Origin of the sequence: Clostridium septicum (assembly GCF_003606265.1) — a bacterium.
GTDB lineage: Bacteria > Bacillota > Clostridia > Clostridiales > Clostridiaceae > Clostridium > Clostridium septicum.
In genome coordinates, this window is sequence record NZ_CP023671.1 from 2,306,368 (window position 1) to 2,324,899 (window position 18,532).

17 protein-coding genes and 1 pseudogene are annotated in these 18,532 nt (G+C 28.1%); 16 read left to right on the forward strand and 2 right to left on the reverse strand.

Annotated features, from left to right (window positions below; all coding sequences use genetic code 11):
• Positions 1–76 precede the first annotated feature (76 nt).
• On the forward strand, positions 77–1,225 hold the full coding sequence (rpsA, locus tag CP523_RS10575; protein ID WP_066674184.1) for a 30S ribosomal protein S1: 1,149 nt from the start codon (positions 77–79) through the stop codon (positions 1,223–1,225).
• 88 nt (positions 1,226–1,313) lie between these two features.
• Here rpsA and pyk read toward each other — a convergent pair whose 3' ends face one another.
• Complete coding sequence (pyk, locus tag CP523_RS10580) at positions 1,314–2,732, reverse strand: pyruvate kinase (RefSeq protein ID WP_066674183.1); 1,419 nt, start codon at positions 2,730–2,732, stop codon at positions 1,314–1,316.
• A 162-nt stretch (positions 2,733–2,894) separates the two neighbouring features.
• On the opposite strand from pyk, the gene CP523_RS10585 reads away from it, so the two are divergent.
• The 11 genes from CP523_RS10585 to rodA all read left to right on the forward strand — a co-directional run bounded on the left by CP523_RS10585 (position 2,895) and on the right by rodA (position 12,597).
• Complete coding sequence (locus CP523_RS10585) at positions 2,895–4,346, forward strand: aminoacyl-histidine dipeptidase (protein WP_066674182.1); 1,452 nt, start codon at positions 2,895–2,897, stop codon at positions 4,344–4,346.
• Between the two features lie 217 nt (positions 4,347–4,563).
• Positions 4,564–5,259, forward strand: coding sequence for an SPOR domain-containing protein (locus CP523_RS10590; RefSeq protein ID WP_066674181.1), 696 nt, complete (start codon positions 4,564–4,566; stop codon positions 5,257–5,259).
• A 243-nt stretch (positions 5,260–5,502) separates the two neighbouring features.
• Positions 5,503–6,072: a Maf-like protein gene (locus CP523_RS10595; protein WP_066674180.1), complete on the forward strand. Its 570-nt coding sequence runs from the start codon at positions 5,503–5,505 to the stop codon at positions 6,070–6,072.
• Between the two features lie 37 nt (positions 6,073–6,109).
• On the forward strand, positions 6,110–6,799 hold the full coding sequence (radC, locus tag CP523_RS10600; protein ID WP_120140845.1) for a RadC family protein: 690 nt from the start codon (positions 6,110–6,112) through the stop codon (positions 6,797–6,799).
• Positions 6,800–6,816: 17 nt separating this feature from the next.
• Complete coding sequence (locus CP523_RS10605) at positions 6,817–7,836, forward strand: rod shape-determining protein (RefSeq protein WP_066674177.1); 1,020 nt, start codon at positions 6,817–6,819, stop codon at positions 7,834–7,836.
• Positions 7,836–8,687 carry a rod shape-determining protein MreC gene (gene mreC / locus CP523_RS10610; protein ID WP_066674176.1) on the forward strand — a complete coding sequence of 284 codons (852 nt, stop codon included), beginning with the start codon at positions 7,836–7,838 and terminating at the stop codon, positions 8,685–8,687. Before CP523_RS10605 ends, mreC begins: the two co-directional genes overlap by 1 nt.
• 11 nt (positions 8,688–8,698) lie before the next feature.
• The gene (gene mreD, locus CP523_RS10615; RefSeq protein ID WP_066674175.1) at positions 8,699–9,193 is read left to right on the forward strand and encodes a rod shape-determining protein MreD; all 495 of its coding nucleotides are present in this window, start codon (positions 8,699–8,701) and stop codon (positions 9,191–9,193) included.
• A 390-nt stretch (positions 9,194–9,583) separates the two neighbouring features.
• Entirely contained in the window at positions 9,584–10,228 is a 645-nt protein-coding gene (gene minC / locus CP523_RS10620) for a septum site-determining protein MinC (protein WP_120140846.1), read from the forward strand.
• Positions 10,229–10,245: 17 nt separating this feature from the next.
• Entirely contained in the window at positions 10,246–11,043 is a 798-nt protein-coding gene (gene minD / locus CP523_RS10625; protein WP_066674170.1) for a septum site-determining protein MinD, read from the forward strand.
• A 15-nt stretch (positions 11,044–11,058) separates the two neighbouring features.
• Complete coding sequence (minE, locus tag CP523_RS10630; protein WP_066674164.1) at positions 11,059–11,325, forward strand: cell division topological specificity factor MinE; 267 nt, start codon at positions 11,059–11,061, stop codon at positions 11,323–11,325.
• Positions 11,326–11,469: 144 nt separating this feature from the next.
• The gene (gene rodA / locus CP523_RS10635; RefSeq protein WP_066674163.1) at positions 11,470–12,597 is read left to right on the forward strand and encodes a rod shape-determining protein RodA; all 1,128 of its coding nucleotides are present in this window, start codon (positions 11,470–11,472) and stop codon (positions 12,595–12,597) included.
• A 127-nt stretch (positions 12,598–12,724) separates the two neighbouring features.
• Here rodA and CP523_RS10640 read toward each other — a convergent pair.
• Positions 12,725–14,065, reverse strand: a pseudogene (locus tag CP523_RS10640) (IS1182 family transposase); the annotation flags it as partial.
• Between the two features lie 208 nt (positions 14,066–14,273).
• Here CP523_RS10640 and CP523_RS10645 point away from each other — a divergent pair.
• The 4 genes from CP523_RS10645 to CP523_RS10660 all read left to right on the forward strand — a co-directional run bounded on the left by CP523_RS10645 (position 14,274) and on the right by CP523_RS10660 (position 18,532).
• Positions 14,274–14,804 (forward strand): hypothetical protein, encoded by a 531-nt coding sequence (locus tag CP523_RS10645; protein WP_066674162.1) that lies wholly within the window; start codon positions 14,274–14,276, stop codon positions 14,802–14,804.
• 161 nt (positions 14,805–14,965) lie between these two features.
• Positions 14,966–15,826: a site-2 protease family protein gene (locus CP523_RS10650; RefSeq protein WP_066674161.1), complete on the forward strand. Its 861-nt coding sequence runs from the start codon at positions 14,966–14,968 to the stop codon at positions 15,824–15,826.
• 167 nt (positions 15,827–15,993) lie between these two features.
• On the forward strand, positions 15,994–17,847 hold the full coding sequence (locus tag CP523_RS10655; protein ID WP_120140848.1) for a TIGR03960 family B12-binding radical SAM protein: 1,854 nt from the start codon (positions 15,994–15,996) through the stop codon (positions 17,845–17,847).
• On the forward strand, positions 17,831–18,532 hold the full coding sequence (locus CP523_RS10660) for a TIGR03936 family radical SAM-associated protein (RefSeq protein ID WP_066674157.1): 702 nt from the start codon (positions 17,831–17,833) through the stop codon (positions 18,530–18,532). Before CP523_RS10655 ends, CP523_RS10660 begins: the two co-directional genes overlap by 17 nt.

The following is an 18,532-nucleotide window of genomic DNA, read 5'->3' on the forward strand; positions in this document are numbered from 1 at the left end:
TTGTAATCAATAACATATTAGCTTAAAATTATACTTATAATATATTTAAAGTACAATTCCAAGGAGTGAAAAATTCATGATTAATGAAGCAAACGAAAACTCAATGAAAGATTTACTAAATGATTTTGATGTAAAGAGAATAAATAAAGGTGATATATTAGAAGGAAGAGTTATAGATGTTAATGATAAAGAAGTAACAGTAAATATTAATTATGCTTTTGATGGTATTATATCAAAAGAGGAATTAACAGCGACTTTCGAAAACCCATGTGACATAGTAAAACAGGGAGATAATATAAAAGTATATGTTATTTCACCAAATGATGGGGAAGGATATGTATTACTTTCTAGAATAAAGGCTTTAGCTATCTCAGAAAAAGAAGACTTAATAAAAGCTTTTAAAAACAAAGAAGCTATAAATATAAGAATAAAAGAAGAAGTTAAAGGTGGATTAGTTGGATATTATGGTTCTATTAGAGTATTTATACCAGCATCTTTAGTATCAAGAGAAAGAGTAGAATTAAAACAATTTATAGGAAAAGATTTAGAAGTTAAACTTACAGAGGTTGATTTTAAAAATAGAAGAGTAGTTGCATCAAGAAGAGTTATAGAAGAAGCTATATACGAAGAAAATAAGAAAAAAATATGGAGTTCTCTTAAATCAGGAGAAAAAAGAAATGGTGTAGTTAAAAAAATATTAAAGGTTGGAGCTATTGTTGATATTGGAGGAATAACAGGACTTATTCATATTAATGATTTAGCTTGGGGAAGAGTAAATAAAGTTGAAGATATAGTTAAGGTAGGAGATAAGGTTGAAGTTGTAATAGGAGAAATAGATAAAAGTAAAGAGAGAGTATCTTTAATTCTAAAAGATGTTAATAGTGATCCTTGGATAGTAAACACAACTGGTTTAAAGACAGGAGATATTTTATCAGGAAAAGTAGTTAAATTCCTTTCATTTGGAGCGTTTGTTGAAATATATCCAGGGGTAGAAGGGTTAGTTCATTTAAGTGAAATAACAGAAGATAACATAGCAAAACCATCAGATGTTTTATCAATTGGTCAAGAAGTTAAGGTTAAGGTACTAGATTATAATAAAGAAAATAAAAAGATTTCTTTAACTATAAAAGATGCAGAAGAAAAATCAAAAGAATATCTTAAGTATAATGATAGTGATGAAGGAGTTTCATTAGGGGATTTATTTAAAGGTATGTTTGATAAATAAAAAATTAAAGGAAGTTAGCAAAAGCTAAATTCCTTTTTTATTTTTTAGAAAATTATATTAATAAAGTTGCCTTAGGGATTTTTTTTAATTAGACTTTTTCTATTTTTAACATATTTGTACCACCAGTTTGGATTGTTGGCATACCAGCAGCTACAATAATCTCATCACCTTCATTTGCAAAAGATAAATTTTTAGCAACTTTTTTTGCTTCTAATAAAATATCATCAGTAGTTGAGAATACTTTACATAGTTTAGGGAAAATTCCGAAATTTAAATTTAATCCACGAAGAACTTCCTCATGAGGTGTTATAGCTATAATTGGACATTTAGGTCTATACTTGGATATTAGTTTTGCTGTTGCTCCACTTGTAGTAGCTGCAACCACTGCTTTAGAATTAAGTAAATTTGAAGTTCTACATGCAGAATAGCTTATAGCCTCTGAAAAAGCATATAAAGCAGGTTCTTTTAATCTTTTATTTAAGTAATTATAATCTAAATGATCCTCAGTTTCTTTAGCTATTTTTGACATTGTACTTGCTGCTTCTATCGGATAGTTTCCACTAGCACTTTCTCCACTTAACATTATAGCATCAGTTCCATCAAATATAGCATTACAAATATCACAAGCTTCTGCACGAGTAGGTAATGAGTTTCTAATCATAGAGTCTAACATTTGAGTTGCTGTAATTACTATCTTACCAGCCTCATTACATTTTCTTATTATATTTTTTTGTATAATAGGAACACGCTCTATAGGTATTTCAACTCCCATGTCGCCTCTTGCAACCATGATACCATCTGCAGCTTCAATAATAGAATCTATATTATTTACACCCTCTTGATTTTCTATTTTAGCTATTATTTGGATATAATCTCCACCATTATTTTTTAATACATTTCTTACATCTTCAATATCAGATGCTTTACGAATAAATGATGCAGCAACAAAATCTATTTTATTTTCACAACCAAAAATTAAATCTTCTTTATCTTTTTCAGTTATTGCAGGTAGATTTATACTAACATTTGGAACATTTACTCCCTTATGGTTTTTAATAATTCCACCTACTATAATTTTACATTTAATTTGTTTTTCTTCTATATTAATAATTTCAAATCTTAAAAGGCCATCGTCTACTAAAATTTCTCCTCCAACTTCGACATCTTTATATAATTCTGAATAAGAAATAGAACATCTTTCGTTGTTTCCTAAAATTTCTTCACCACATACAAAGGTAAACTCATCACCAATATGAAGTTCAGCTCCATCATTTATAAAATTATGGGTTCTAATTTTAGGACCTTTTATATCTAAAATTATTGCTGTTGGAGAATTCATTTCTTTACGAACTTTTTTTAAAAGTTCGATTTTTTCCTTGTGAGTTTCATGAGTTCCATGAGAAAAATTTAATCTAGCGGCACTCATACCGATTTTGATAAATTCTTTTAAAGTTTCTTCATTGTCACTGGCAGGACCAATTGTAAAAATCATTTTAGTCTTTTGCATAAAAACACCTCACAAATTAATAATATTAATAAATTAAATAGAAATAATAAGAATAATATCAAAATTAAAACAACTTTTAATTTTAAGTATTACATATACTATGATATACTTATTCTTATATAATAATTCTAACATAATTTAACAGGAAGGAAGATATAAAAAATGAATGTTTTACAAAATATAGAACCAAAAGCAGTTTTTAAGTATTTTGAAGAGATTTCTAAAATTCCAAGAGGATCAGGAAATGAAAAAGAAATAAGTGATTATTTAGTTAAATTTGCAAAAGATTTAAATTTAGAAGTTATTCAAGACAAGGCTTTAAATGTTATTATAAAGAAACCAGGAACAAAAGGGTATGAAAACTCTAATATTGTAATTATTCAAGGTCACATGGATATGGTTTGTGAAAAGAATAAAGGTACAAATCACGATTTTGAAAAAGATCCGTTAAAGTTAAGAGTTATAGATGATATGATTTATGCAACTGATACTACATTAGGAGCTGACAATGGTATAGCTATAGCATATGCTTTAGCATTACTGGCTTCTAATGATATAGCTCACCCACCAATAGAAGTTTTAATTACAACAGATGAAGAAACTGGTATGTCAGGAGCTATGGCAGTTTCAAAGGAAGATGTTAAAGGTAAAGTACTAATAAATTTAGATAATGAAGAAGAAGGTGATTTATTAGTTAGCTGTGCAGGAGGAATAAGAAGTAAGTTCACTATAGATGTAGATTTTGAAGATATAGACAATAGTTCTATTATTGAGTTATCAGTAAGAGGCCTAAAGGGTGGACATTCAGGAATGGAAATAAATAAAGAAAGAGGAAACTCAAACAAAATTATGGGTAGAATCTTAAAAGATATGCTTTCAGAAATTGATTTTAGAATAATTTCAATAAATGGAGGAGCAAAAGATAACGCTATTCCTAGAGAAATGGATGCTATAATTTCAGTTAAAGAAGTAGATATAGAAAAAGTAAAAGCTTTAGTTGAAAAATGGCAAAAAATATTATTAAATGAATTAAAAGCTCAAGATTCTGGAGTAAAGATCTTAGTTAATAAATTAGATAATACCACTACCAAAGTATTTTCAAAAGAATCAACTAATAAAACAGTTAACCTTTTATATTTAATACCTAATGGAATTAATACAAGAAGTGTTGAAATTGATGGATTAGTTGAAAGTTCAAGTAATATAGGTGTAGTTAAAACAATAAATAATAAAGTAACATTTGATAGTGCAATAAGAAGCTCTGTTTCCTCTTTAAAGGATGAAATAGTTTTGAGAAGTAAAACTATAGCAGAATTATTAAATGTAAAATTTGAAACAAGTGCTAGATATCCAGAATGGCAATATAATAGTGACTCTAAATTAAGAGATTTATGTCAAGAAGTTTATAAGAAAATGTATGGAAAGGATGCTAACATAGTAGCTATTCATGCTGGAGTAGAATGTGGTTTATTTAATGAAAGATTAGGTGGATTAGATATGATAAGTTTTGGTCCAAATCTTTATGATGTTCATACTCCAGAAGAACATATGAGTATAGAATCAGTTCAAAATGTTTGGGAATATTTAAAAGAAGTATTAAAAGCTTTAAAATAGTAATTCAAATAATAAGTTAATAAAAAAGATATATTATTTTCAACTCCTTAAATTTAATTTTTAAAATAAGGAGTTTTTTTTGCTTGGAAAAAATTTACATAGAGTATTTATGATGATATACTATTTATAGAATATTAAATTGTAATTTTTTTACATAATGAATATTATTACTTATAAAATAATATATATTAATATATCAAAAAATAGGGGGAGGAATATGAGGTATACTAAATATCAATACAAGAAGAAAAATAATGGAATAGGTTTTCTGACGTCTGTAGTAATGACTGTATTTGCAGCAGGCATTATTGGTCTTGTTATAGCTAAAGTTATATTTAGTTTTATTCCTGTAAAAGATGATGGGTCTATAAGTACAGGAATAGAGTCACCTGAGAAGCCAGCTACTGTTGGACAAGGAGAAGAAGTATTTAGTTTTGTGCAATGTGGAATGTTCTCTAATCAAGATAATGCTAATAAAGCTTTAAGTGATGTTGGAAATGACTATAATTCCTTCATATTAGAAGATGATTCTAAATTTAGAGTATCAGCAGGAATATTTAATTTAGAGCAAGGAAATAAGATATCTGAAGAGCTAACTAAAAAGGGAGTAACAAATGCACAAATGAAATTTGTCTTGAATAAGGAGGATGAAATTGAAAATCAAATATCAGCAATTACTTCTGGTTATTTAGATATTGTAAATGCTTTAAACGATAAAGAAGTTAAGTCTGTAAAAACAACGGATTTTAAAAACTGGGCAAATGAATTACCGGAAATATCTAAGGGAGATAATTTGGAATCCTTAAATGATTTTAAAAAACATATATCAGAATTACCAGATGAATTAAAAAAAGAAAATGTTATTCAAGAACTAAAATATATTTATACTATATTAGTAAAATATAAAAAATAGAAAAACACTGTATAAAATTGGATAAAATATTACAAATAAATAAAAATTAAATAAAGAAAGGTAAAGCCACTTGTGTCCACTACTATATAATGATAAACTATATGGGATATAGTAATAGAGATGATATGGCTTTGCCTTTATGTTTTTTTTATTTATATAATTAAAAGAAATTTTAATTTGTATGTGTAAGAAATATATGTTTTTGGCAATACTATAAAATATGTACAAATAGGGTGTGATGATTTGAAATATATTTTGGCATCAGCTTCAGCAAGAAGAGAGGAACTTCTACATAGAATAATAGATGACTTTGAGATTAAGGTCAGTGATTTTAATGAAGATAGTATTTCTTTTGATGGCTATAATATTCCTGAATATGTTATTAAATTAGCACAGGGAAAAGTTTTTAATGTAGAAAAAACTACAAATGATAAAGCTATCATTATAGGTGCTGATACAATTGTTACATTAGATAACAAAATATTAGGAAAACCAAAAGATGAAAAAGATGCATTTTATATGTTGAGATTGTTAAGCGGAAAAACTCATAGAGTTTACTCAGCTGTTGTTGTATTAAATACAGATAACTCAAAAATAGAAAAAGAATGTATTTATACAGAAGTGAAGTTTTCAGAGTTAACAGATGAGGATATAAAAAAGTACATAAAAACTAAAGAGCCACTAGATAAAGCTGGATCTTATGGAATCCAAGGAGTTGGGGGCGTATTTGTAGAGAGTATCAATGGATGCTATTACAATGTTGTAGGATTACCTTTAAATGTCCTTAACAAGATGATTAAAAGCGTTATGTAAATAGGGATGGGTATATTATTAATGAAGGAGATATTTAATGAAAAATGATATTAAGATTAGTGATATACCAAAAGACGAGAGACCTATAGAAAAGCTATTACTTATGGGACCAGAATTTCTAAGTAACGCAGAATTATTAGCAATTATACTTAGAACAGGTACAAAAGGTGAAAATGTTATTTCATTAAGTACTAGATTGCTTTCAGAATTTGAAGGTTTAGATGGTTTGTTTAATAGTAATATAAAAGATATGACAAGCATAAAAGGTATAAAAGATACAAAAGCAAGTCAACTTATTGCTATGATTGAGCTATCTAAAAGGTTTAATACATTAAGAACTTGCAAAAAAGATATAAAAATAACGTCGCCTAAAGATGTAGCAAGTTTACTTATGAATGAAATGATTAATTTAAAACAAGAAGTTTTGAAATTAATAATGTTAGACACAAAAAATAAGATTATTGGAAATAAAGATGTTTTTAAAGGAACCTTGAATTCATCTATTGTGCATCCAAGGGAAATCTATTCTGAAGCAATAAAGAGGAATAGTGCTAATATAATAGTGTGTCACAATCATCCTTCAGGGGATCCAGAGCCAAGTAAGGAAGATATAAATATAACAATGAGATTAAAAGAATGTGGTAAAATTATGGGTATTGACTTATTAGATCATATAATCATAGGAAATAACCAATTTATTAGTTTGAAAGAAAAAGGAATAATTTAAGCGAAAGGGGAATTCAAATGGGATTTTTCAGTAGTAATAAAGATATGGGAATAGATTTAGGAACAGCAAATACACTTGTGTACGTAAAGGGCAAAGGAATAGTGTTAAGCGAACCTTCAGTTGTAGCAATAAATAGTGCAACTAGGAAACCTCTAGCTGTTGGAGCAGAAGCAAAGTTAATGATTGGTAGAACACCAGGAAACATAGTAGCTATTAGACCATTAAAGGATGGTGTTATAGCTGATTTTGACGTTGCACAAACGATGTTAAAGAAGTTAATAGAGAAGGTAATAAGCAAGAGTGCTTTTACAAGTCCAAGAATAATTGTTTGTTATCCATCAGGGGTTACGGAAGTAGAAAGAAGAGCTATAGAAGAAGCTACAAAAAATGCTGGAGCAAGAGATGTTGTTCTTATGGAAGAACCAATGGCAGCAGCAATAGGAGCAGGACTTCCAGTTGGAGAGCCAACAGGAAGTATGATAGTTGATATCGGTGGAGGTACAACAGAAGTAGCTATAATTTCATTAGGAGGAATAGTTACAAGTAAATCTTTAAGAGTTGCAGGAGATGAATTAGATCAATCAATAATAGCTTATATAAAGAAAGAATTTAACTTAATGATTGGAGAAAGAACTGCAGAGCAAGTTAAAATGGAATTAGGTTCAGCATATAAGATAGATGATGAAGTTAAGGAAATGGATATCAAGGGACGAGATATGGTTACAGGGTTACCTAAAACAGTAACTGTTTCAGAAGATCAAATAAGAGAAGCGTTAAAGGAACCTGTTTATGCAATTATAGAATCAATAAAAACAACTTTAGAGAAAACCCCTCCAGAATTAGCGGCAGATATAATGGAAAAGGGAATAATGTTAGCTGGTGGAGGTGCTTTATTAAAAGGACTAGATATGCTTATTAACCATGAAACAAATATGCCTGTTCATATAGCAGAAACACCACTTGACTGTGTTGTATTAGGTGCAGGAAAAGCTCTAGATAATTTTGATGAATTAAGCAAAACTCAAAGAGGACAATAATGAAGCTTTTTAAAAATAAACTGGCAGTTACTATAATAGTGCTGTCAGTTGCCTTTTTAGGCATAATTATGTACACAGTTAATAGTCAGCAAAAGGATATTGTATCTAGTGGTGTTGGTACAGTAATAGGTCCTTTACAAAAAATAGTATATAAAGTAAATGACAAAATAAAAGGAAGTCTAAGTTTTGTATTTAATTTTTCCAAGGTTAAAGAAGAAAATGAAGAACTTACTAAAAAGAATATAGATCTTGAAAATAAATTATTAGAATATGAAAAATTAAAAGATGAAAATAATAGGCTAAGAGATATATTAAATTTTAAAAACTCTAAAAATAATTATGATTATTTAGGGTGTGAAATTATAGGTCATAGCGGCGGAAATATTACAAACGGATATATAATTGATAAAGGTGAAAATAACGGTCTTAAAAAAGGAATGGTAGTAATTTCAGATAAGGGACTAGTTGGTCAAGTAACATCGACAGGATCAAATTGGGCTATTGTTGAAAGTCTAGTTAACGAAAATATTGCAGTTTCTGTAATGGTAAATAGTACAAGAGAAACTACTGGAATCTTAAAAGGATATAAAGATCATAGTAATCAAAATCTAACTCAAGTAACTAATCTTCCTATGGATTCAGCAATAAAAGAAGGAGATGTAATAGTAACATCAGGACTTGGAAAAGTATATCCAAGGGAAATTAGAATAGGTGAAGTAGTATCTGTGGAAACTGATAATGTAAAAGTTATGAAAAGTGCAATAGTAAAACCTTATGTAGATTTTAATAAACTTGAAGAGTTATTTGTTATTATTCCTAAGGAAACAAGAGATGTAAAATATGATAATTAAGAGGGTAGTATATGAAAAGGTTGATTTTAATTTTAGTTTTAATAGGCCTATTAGTTCTAGATAATTCTCTTATGCCATTTTTATCAATAAAAGGAGCATTTCCTAGTTTATTATTTATGTTTTCTATATCATATTCAATAATTAAAGGAAGAGATGAAGCGGTTTTTATAGGGATTTTATCAGGATTACTTCAAGATGTCTTCTTCTATAATATATTTGGCATTAATGCATTAGCAAATATGATATTATGCTTTTTAGCAGCTATCATAGGAGAAAATATATATAAAAATAGAAAACTAATTCCAGTATTTACTGGGTTAATAGCATCACTTTTAAAAGTATTAGTTGTATATATAATTTTATTCTTAAGTAATAAATATTTAAATGTTGAGACGGCATTATTTTCAACATTATATAACACTTTTATAATGTTTCTTTTTTATAATATTATTTTTAAATTTTGCTATAATGAATATAGTATTAAGTCGTGGAAGATTAGAAAATAGGAAATGGAAAAAGTATATTTATAACTATCTGTAATAGTTTAAAAACTTGTTTATATATAAGTATGAGAATAGTATAAAGAGAAAAATTATAACTTAAAATAATTGATTATCTAAAATTAATTGAAATTAATAATTCTAAAATAAAATGAAGAATTTAATTAACATCTAAAAGATAATAAAAATACTGAAAAGTGAAATATAGAAATTGATATCCCATAATATCAGATATTACTAAGGAAGCCTTGTTTTTATCAAGGTTCCTTATTTTTTTATTAAAATATGTTATTTATTGTTGTTTAATGATATAATTAAAAGGTATAATTATAAATAGATAATAATTATTTAGTAATTATAGTATTAGAATTTATACAAGTTGCTGGAGGGCGGGCAATTATGGATGACAGAATTCAAATAAGAGGTAATAAAGAAGGTATCAATGCCATAATAGAAATGGAAAAGTTCAATAATTTTAATGATATGCTAGATTTATTAATTAATAAGTTAACAGCAGGAAAAAGTTTTTATAAAGGCTCTTCATTAAAAATTACGGCTAACCTTGAAAAGGTTAATGAAATTGATATCAAAAGGTTAAAAGATACTCTTTTTGAGGAAATTTTAATTAAAGAATGTACCTTTGAAGAATACAAAAAAGATGAAGAAAAAGATGATAAAATCTTTAGTGGTGTGTACGAAGGAAAAACGAAATTTATCAAAAAGACGGTAAGAGGGGGTCAATTAATCAATTACCCAGGAAATATTGTCATAATAGGGGATGTAAATAATGGTGCAGAAGTACATGCAGGGGGGAATATTGTAGTTTTAGGTACAATAAAAGGAAAGGTACATGCAGGAGCTTCGGGAAATAGTAAAGCTATAATTTCAGCGTTTAACCTTCAACCTGAACTTCTTCAAATTGGAGATGTTATAACGATATCGCCTGAAGATAGTTCTAAACCATTATATCCAGAAATTGCGAAGATTAAGGATGATACAATAGTTGTAGAACCTTATTTGCCAAATAAATATATATATTAACGTTGGAGGGAGAAAAAATGGGAATTTCAATAGTTATTACATCAGGTAAGGGTGGCGTTGGAAAAACAACAACTACTGCAAATATTGGTACTGCTCTAGCTACATTAGGTAAAAAGGTTGTAGTGGTAGATGGAGATACCGGGCTTAGAAATTTAGATGTTCTAATGGGATTAGAGAACAGGATAGTTTATACACTAACAGATGTTATTGAAAATAGATGTAGACTTAAACAGGCATTAATAAAAGATAAAAGATATCAAAATTTATGCCTTTTACCAACTGCCCAAACAAAAGATAAAGATGACGTTAGACCACAAGATATGTTAAAAGTTGTAAATAGCTTAAAAGAAGATTTCGATTATGTTTTAATAGATTGTCCAGCTGGAATAGAACAAGGGTTTGAAAATTCAGTAGTTGGAGCAGATAGAGCTTTAGTTGTTGTAAATCCAGAAATAACATCAGTTAGAGATGCAGATAGAGTTATTGGGAAATTAGATGCTAAAGGTTTAGAAGATCATTCAGTTTTAATTAATAGATTAAATTATGAAATGACTCAAAGGGGAGATATGTTAGATATTTCTGATATAATAGAAACATTGTCTATTGAGTTAATAGGAGTTGTACCAGACGATAAAAATATAACTGTGTCTACTAATAAAGGAGAACCTATAGTATTAGATGATAAATCAATGTCAGGACAAGCTTTTAGAAATATAGCAAAAAGGTTAACCGGAGAAGAGGTCCCTCTAATGGATTTAAGGGAAGAGAGTGAAGGATTCTTTGCATCATTAAAGAAATTATTTAGAAGAAAATAAAGGGGGATGTGAGAGGTGGAATTTTTTAAAAAATTTTCTAGTAAGCCAACTCCAAAAGAAGTTGCTAAAGACAGGTTAAAATTAATCCTAATACATGATAGAGGAGATTTATCTCAAGAAACTTTAGAACAAATAAGAACAGAAATATTAGCAGTATTATCTAAGTATATAGAAATAGAGGCTGAAGATGTGGAAATTGCAGTAAGCAAACCAGAAGCTATAGAAGGTAATAACCCTGCGTTAATTGCAAATATTCCTATAAAGAATATAAAAGGTAGATAATAGAAAAGTGCCCTATGGCACTTTTTTATATTAAAATAAAAATTAATTATTAATTAAGATTGTATTATATAATTGCAAAAAATATAGAAAAAGTTATTAAAAAGGTTATAATATATGATAGGATAGTTGACTAGGAGGTGAAATATGTTTTCAAAATTCACGATAAATTTTAAACAGTTAAAGGAAATAGATAAAGGTATTCTGTTTTCAATGATTGGACTAATGTTGTTTGGAATAGTTAATATTTATTTAGCAAGTAGAGCTGAGTATGGAACTTTATTTTTAAAAAGACAATCTGTATGGTTTGTTGTATGTTTGATTGCATTATATTTTATGATTGCTATAGATTATACAGTCTTAAAAGTATATACTCCTATATTTTATTGGGGCTCAATTTTGTTATTAATTGTAACTATGTTTATAGGAACAGATATAAATGGTGCTAGAGGGTGGATTAGGTTAGGACCATTATCATTTCAACCAGCAGAGCTTGCAAAAATAGCTACTATTATGATGTTAGGACGACAATTAGATGATATGGATGGAACTATAAATGAATGGAACAATTTTTGGAAGATGGCATTTTATGCAATAGTTCCAGCTGTATTTATAGTAATTCAACCTGATATGGGAATGACTATGGTTTTATTTTTCATAGTAGTAGGTATATTCTTTATCGGTGGACTAGATATTAGGGTCATAGGTGGAGGGTTACTATCATTATTTATAGTGGTAATATTAGTGTGGAATTCAGGTGTAATTCAGCCATATCAAAAAAAGAGAGTTACATCGTTTTTGAATCCAGAAGCCGATAGTTCAGCATCTGGATATCAGCTTAGGCAATCTTTAATAAGCATAGGATCAGGAGGAATTACTGGATCTAATAATTCTAAATTAAAGGACTCAAGTAATGGATATGCATCTCAATATGTTCCTGAAGTTCAAACGGATTTTATATTCGCAAGTATAGGAGAACAATGGGGATTTTTAGGAGCATCATTTTTATTACTTTTATATGGAATATTAATTTCTAAAATGATTGCTATAGGAAGAACTGCTAAGGATAAGTTTGGTTCTATTATATGTGTTGGATTAGTTGCATATTTCTTATTTGCTATATTACAGAATATAGGTATGACAATAGGACTTATGCCAATTACAGGAATAACACTTCCATTAATAAGTTATGGAGGGAGTTCTCTTTTAACAACAGTATTATCAATAGGTTTAGTAGTAAATATAGGTATGAGAAGAAAGAAGATTTACTTTTAAAAGTAAATCTTCAGTTTGTTGAAAAACCTCTGTTAAAAAACAGAGGGTTTTTCTATTATTAATTATGAATAAAACTTATATTTAAAATATCATCCAAAATAATACGAATAAAATCTAAAAGTAGCAAAGATAGTCTTGTTGCTATCTTTTTCATATTCTGCACTGCTGCAGTTAGTAGGCATTGCTCGGATACTTTTTCGCGTCCGCGGAAGCGAGCATAGCGAAGCCCATGCAAATTTTTTGAATCTGCGAAGCTTCGCTCAACTGTTTCTTTTCTTCTATTGTAAATTCCCTTTCCTTTTTCAGTTTTAAGAAAGTTCTTATTATCATCTTTATGATTTTCCCAAACATGTCGTCTAATTGTTTTATATTTAGCTTTTTCTCCAAGACACTTATCTTTATGAGGGCAATACATACAAATTTCTTCAAAACATCTATATTCTCTATAGCCTTCGCGAGTCGTAGTTTTATATATTAACGCAACATTATTGGGGCAAATATAGATATCTTTATCATAGTCATAAATATATTTATTCTTAGTATACATTCCTTTTTTATGAGGAGAACGTCTATATGCAACTACTGGTATTATATCTCTATCTACAATCCCCTTGAAAATAGGATTACTTGAATATCCTGCATCTAAACCAAGATATTTTGGCTTTATACTAAATACTTCTTTAATTCTATCTATTCTATTTAGTATTGGCTCGCTATCGCTGACATTACCAGGGGTAACATGTACATCCATAATAATATTATTTTTACTATCTACAGTTCTATGATCTAAATAAAAGAATCCTTCTGGTTTATTATCTCTCATCATATATCCACTATCAGGATCTGTAGTACTTTTCTTAATTTGCTTTGTTTCTTCTTTTTCTTTTCTTGGTTTTAAAGGTTTTTTATTATGATTTTCTCTATCTAAATTCACATCAATATCTAGTTGTTCTATATACTCTTTAGGTGTTACTTGTACTTCAATTTTTTCAAACTTACGCTTATTAGCATTAGCTTTTATATGTGTTGAATCAGAGTAAAGAATCTTACCACCAACTAATCCTTTTTCCATAGCTTGAAGAACTATATTATCAAATATTTTTTGTGGAATATCAGTACCTTTAAATCTTCTAATTCTATTTTGACTTATTGTAGATGAATCTGGAATTTTTTCAGTAATTGAATAACCTAAAAACCATCTATATGCTAAGTTTACTTCTATGTCTTTAACTAGTTGCCTTTCGGAGCGGATGCCATAAAGATATCCTATAAATAACATTTTAAATAGTACTACTGGATCAACAGCTGGTCGACCATTTGTATGGCAATACAAATCATTAGTTAACTCTCTAATAAATGAAAAATCTATGTATTTATCAATTTTTCTTAATAAATGGTCTTTCGGAACTAATTGTTCTAGCATAACCACTTCCATTTCATTTTGCGCTTGTCTTCTTTCGTTTATCATCACCAAAACCCCTATGTAATAAATTAATATATTTTAAATTATATTACATATTTGTATAAAATTAAAGACTGCTGACACTTTGTCAGCAGTCTGAAGATTTACTTTTAAAAGTAAATCTTCTTTTCTTTTAATCATAAAATATTATTAATCATAAAAGGAGCTTTGAGGAAATATAATTTAAAGATTAAGGTATTAGGAGGAGATCTTTATGGGGGATTATAGAGAGGAATATAGAAAATATTATGAAGAAGTTAAACGTAAAGCTAATATAAAGACTAATGTTGAAAATTATAAAGAAACTCCTGTAGATAAAACTATTAGTATAAAAGAAGAAAATATTTATCCTAACTCTAAAGCTGCTTATGGAAGTAATTATATAGGAAATTATGTAGTGGGGTATAGGGGAAATTATAGAGGACCCGGATTAAGTTATAATTATGGATATAGTAGAAGAGAAGAATTACAAAAACCTAATAGATATGTAAGAAGAATAATTATGAGATTAACAGCAACTGCATTATTATTTATTTCAGTTTTAGTATTAAAGGTATTACCTTATGAGCAAGCTAAAGATATTTATTCAACTTGTAAGGAAATGGTAAGTGAAAATTTTAATTATGTAGGTTTCGTAGAAGAGCTTAAGAAGTTTAGCAGTAATGCTGTAAAAGAAGTACAAGGAAGGATAGATGAAGCAAAAGAAAATCAACAAAATAAAATTCAAAACAATGAAAAAGAGTAGAATTAAATGTTTATTATAAAAGTTATTAAAATTTCATAAGTTACTTAAAGTTTAAGTGTTTTATATTATTATGAAATAAAATTATATAGTTAGGTTTTAATAAGAAACATTAGATAGAAGGTGATTAAAGGGGATTTATAGCAATTTTTAGGGAGATATAAATGAAGAAAGAAGCGAAGATATTTTTAGCAGAAATAGTGTTAATTATGTTAATATGTACAAGTAGCGAGGTTTTTTTATCAGCTTTTTTATGGGTAATTTTGCATGAAATTTCACATATAACATTAGCTTGTATGTTTGGATGTAAATTTTATAATATAGAACTCCATATATTTGGTGTAAGGGCAGAACTTGGAGATTTAGAAATATTAACAGATATAAAAAGAATGCTTATATATTTAGCTGGACCACTATTTAATTTTATAATGTTTATAATATTTTCTATAATAAGTCTTAGATATAGTTCTCCATGGATTATAGCTAGTTTGAATTTAAACTTAGGATTAGCTATTTTTAATTTATTGCCTGCATATCCTTTAGATGGTTCTAGAATATATGAAATATTAATTTCAAAAAAGATTTTATATAAACAAGCCCAAAAAATAATAAGGTTAACAAGCTATTGTATAGCTATAAGTTTTGTTTGTATATCTTTATTACTTTTTATATCAATACATAAACTGAATTTGAGTATGTTTATTGCCGCTTGTATAATTATATATATTACAAGATCAGAGCAGAGAAGCACAATGTATATAACAATGGGAAATATGGTTAAGAAGAGAAAGAAGTTAATTAAAAATAAATATATTGAAAATAAGACGGTATCTGTTTATTATAAAAATTACTTGGTAAATGTCTTAGGATTAGTAGATAGAAATAAGTTTAATACTTTTTATGTTTTAGATGATGATATGAACTTATTGTATATATTACAAGAAAATGAACTTATAGATGCTTTGAAGTTTTATGGAAATATAACTTTAGAGGAATATAAAGACATAAGATTACAGAAACACTAATACATTTACTTTTTTGACTTATGTATGCTAGAATAGTAAGATATTAAGAAGTATAGAGATATACTTCTTTTTTAATTGTTAAGAATTCAATATACAAATAATAGATTAAGTTTAAACCGAAGCTAAGAACTATAAAAATTAAATTTTAATTTATAGGAGGAAGGGTAATGAACAAAATTACAGACCATATTCTATATAAGGTTGAAAAACCATCAAGATATACTGGTGGAGAATTAAATCAAGTAGTAAAAAATTTAGATGAAATTGATATAAGATTTGCATTTTGTTTTCCAGATGTATATGAAGTTGGGATGTCTCATTTAGGAACAAGAATACTTTATCATACAATAAATCAAAGAAAAGATACATATTGTGAAAGAGTTTTTGCGCCATGGCCAGATATGGAAGCAGAACTTAGAAAAAATAATATTTCATTAATGACATTGGAAACTAAGGATCCTTTAACAGAATTTGATATTTTAGGATTTACACTTCAATATGAAATGAGTTATACAAATATATTAAATATGTTAGATATGTCAGGAATAACTTTAAGGGCATCAGAAAGAGGAGAAGATGAACCTATAGTTATGGCTGGTGGACCATGTGCATATAATCCTGAGCCTTTATATGATATAGTAGATTTCTTTGAAATAGGCGAAGGTGAAGAAATAATGAATGATGTCCTTGATATCTATAAAAAGTATAAGGGGAAAGGGAAGAAGAAAGAATTTTTAAGAGAGATATCTAAGATAGAAGGTGTTTATGTACCTTCATTATATGATGTTACATATAATGAAGATGGAACGATAAAAGAATTTACACCTAAATTTGAGGATGTAAAACCAAGAGTTAAGAAAAGAATAATAAATAACTTTGATAAAGTAGATTTTCCTATAGATATGATAGTTCCTTACTCAGAAATAGTTCATGATAGAATTGTGTTAGAAACAACAAGAGGATGTACTAATGGATGTAGATTTTGTCAAGCAGGAATGATTTATAGACCTGTTAGAGAAAAAAGTACAGCTACTTTATTAGAACAAGCTAGAAAAATGATTGAATCAACAGGATATCAAGAAATTTCGCTTGCATCATTAAGTATATGCGATTACTCAGATATACAAAATCTTGTAAGTAAGTTAATTTTTGAACATGCATCAAAAAATGTTGGTGTAGCATTACCGTCAATAAGAGTAGATGCATTTTCAGTAGATTTAATAAAGGAAATTCAAAAGGTTAGAAAAACTGGTTTAACATTTGCTCCAGAAGCTGGCTCTCAAAGAATGAGAGATATAATAAATAAAGGGCTAACGGAAGAACGAATATTAGAAGCAACAAAGAGTGCCTTCGAATCAGGATGGAGCACAATTAAGCTGTATTTTATATTAGGATTACCTTATGAAGAAATAGAAGATGCTGCTGGAATAGGTGAATTAGCTCAAAAGATGGCCAATGTTTATTATGGGATTCCAAAAGAAAATAGACAAAAGGGATTAAAAATAACAGTAAGTACATCAATATTAGTTCCAAAGCCATTTACACCATTCCAATGGGCTAAAATGGCAAGGCCAGAAGAAATATGGCAAAAGATTGATGCTGTAAAGGGTGCTATAAAATCAAGATCTATAAATTATAATTATCATGAACAAAAAACTTCACTTATGGAAGCTATATTTGCAAGAGGAGATAGAAGAACTTGTGATTTATTAATTAAAGCTTTTGAAAAAGGAGCTAAATTTGATGGATGGTCAGAATACTTTGATTATGATTTGTGGGTTGAAGCTATGAAAGAATGTGATATAGATCCAGAATTTTATGTGTATAGGGAAAGAAGTTATGATGAAGTGCTTCCATGGGATTTCATTGATATAGGAGTAAATAGAAAATATCTTGAATTAGAAAATGAAAAGGCTAAGAGAGCAGAACTTACACAAAACTGTAGAAAAGGCTGTACAGGATGTGGAGTTAATGTAAACTTTAAAGAAGGGAAGTGTTTCGAAGGTGCGTTACGTAATTAAGTTCACTAAAGAATCAAGCATAAAATTTATATCTCATTTAGATTTAATGAGAACAATTCAAAAGGTAATTAGAAGAGCAGATCTTCCTATGCAATATTCAAAAGGATTTAATCCGCATATGGCATTATCAATAGCACAACCTTTATCAGTTGGAGTTTACTCAGAGGCTGAATATATGGATATAGTATTAGTTGAAGAGTTAGATGAAAATGAAATAATTGATAGATTAAATGAAAAAACTGCACAGGGTATAAAATTCATAAGTGCACATAAGGTTATAAATGTTGATGGAGAAAAGAAATTACCTCAAAGTATGGCTTTAGTTGATGCGGCTAGATTTACAGTAAAAATGCTCTGTGATAAATCGGAAGAAGTTTCTTCTAAAATGGAATCATTATTAGGTGAAGAAAAGTGGATTACTATAAAAAAGAGTAAAAAAGGCGAAAAAGAAGTAGATTTAAAGACTATGATTAAAGGCTTTAAATATTGGGTGAAAGATAATGAGATTATAATAAATATGTTAATTTCTTCAGGAAGTAGGGAGCACTTATCACCTGATTTAGTAGCATCATATATAAAAGGTAAAATATCAAATATAATTGAAGATGCATTTGTAGATATAAAGAGGGAAGAAATGTATGTATTAAAGGGAAAAAATTACGTGGCTCTATATAAAAGTATTTAG

Coding starts and splice junctions, on each gene's coding strand:
- mreD (WP_066674175.1), top strand. CDS start 8,699: ATGAAAAGGTTGATTTTAATTTTAGTTTTAATAGGCCTATTAGTTCTA.
- radC (WP_120140845.1), top strand. CDS start 6,110: ATGAAAAATGATATTAAGATTAGTGATATACCAAAAGACGAGAGACCT.
- CP523_RS10605 (WP_066674177.1), top strand. CDS start 6,817: ATGGGATTTTTCAGTAGTAATAAAGATATGGGAATAGATTTAGGAACA.
- CP523_RS10645 (WP_066674162.1), top strand. CDS start 14,274: ATGGGGGATTATAGAGAGGAATATAGAAAATATTATGAAGAAGTTAAA.
- CP523_RS10655 (WP_120140848.1), top strand. CDS start 15,994: ATGAACAAAATTACAGACCATATTCTATATAAGGTTGAAAAACCATCA.
- CP523_RS10590 (WP_066674181.1), top strand. CDS start 4,564: ATGAGGTATACTAAATATCAATACAAGAAGAAAAATAATGGAATAGGT.
- rodA (WP_066674163.1), top strand. CDS start 11,470: ATGTTTTCAAAATTCACGATAAATTTTAAACAGTTAAAGGAAATAGAT.
- minD (WP_066674170.1), top strand. CDS start 10,246: ATGGGAATTTCAATAGTTATTACATCAGGTAAGGGTGGCGTTGGAAAA.
- CP523_RS10650 (WP_066674161.1), top strand. CDS start 14,966: ATGAAGAAAGAAGCGAAGATATTTTTAGCAGAAATAGTGTTAATTATG.
- rpsA (WP_066674184.1), top strand. CDS start 77: ATGATTAATGAAGCAAACGAAAACTCAATGAAAGATTTACTAAATGAT.
- CP523_RS10585 (WP_066674182.1), top strand. CDS start 2,895: ATGAATGTTTTACAAAATATAGAACCAAAAGCAGTTTTTAAGTATTTT.
- mreC (WP_066674176.1), top strand. CDS start 7,836: ATGAAGCTTTTTAAAAATAAACTGGCAGTTACTATAATAGTGCTGTCA.
- pyk (WP_066674183.1), bottom strand. CDS start 2,732: ATGCAAAAGACTAAAATGATTTTTACAATTGGTCCTGCCAGTGACAAT.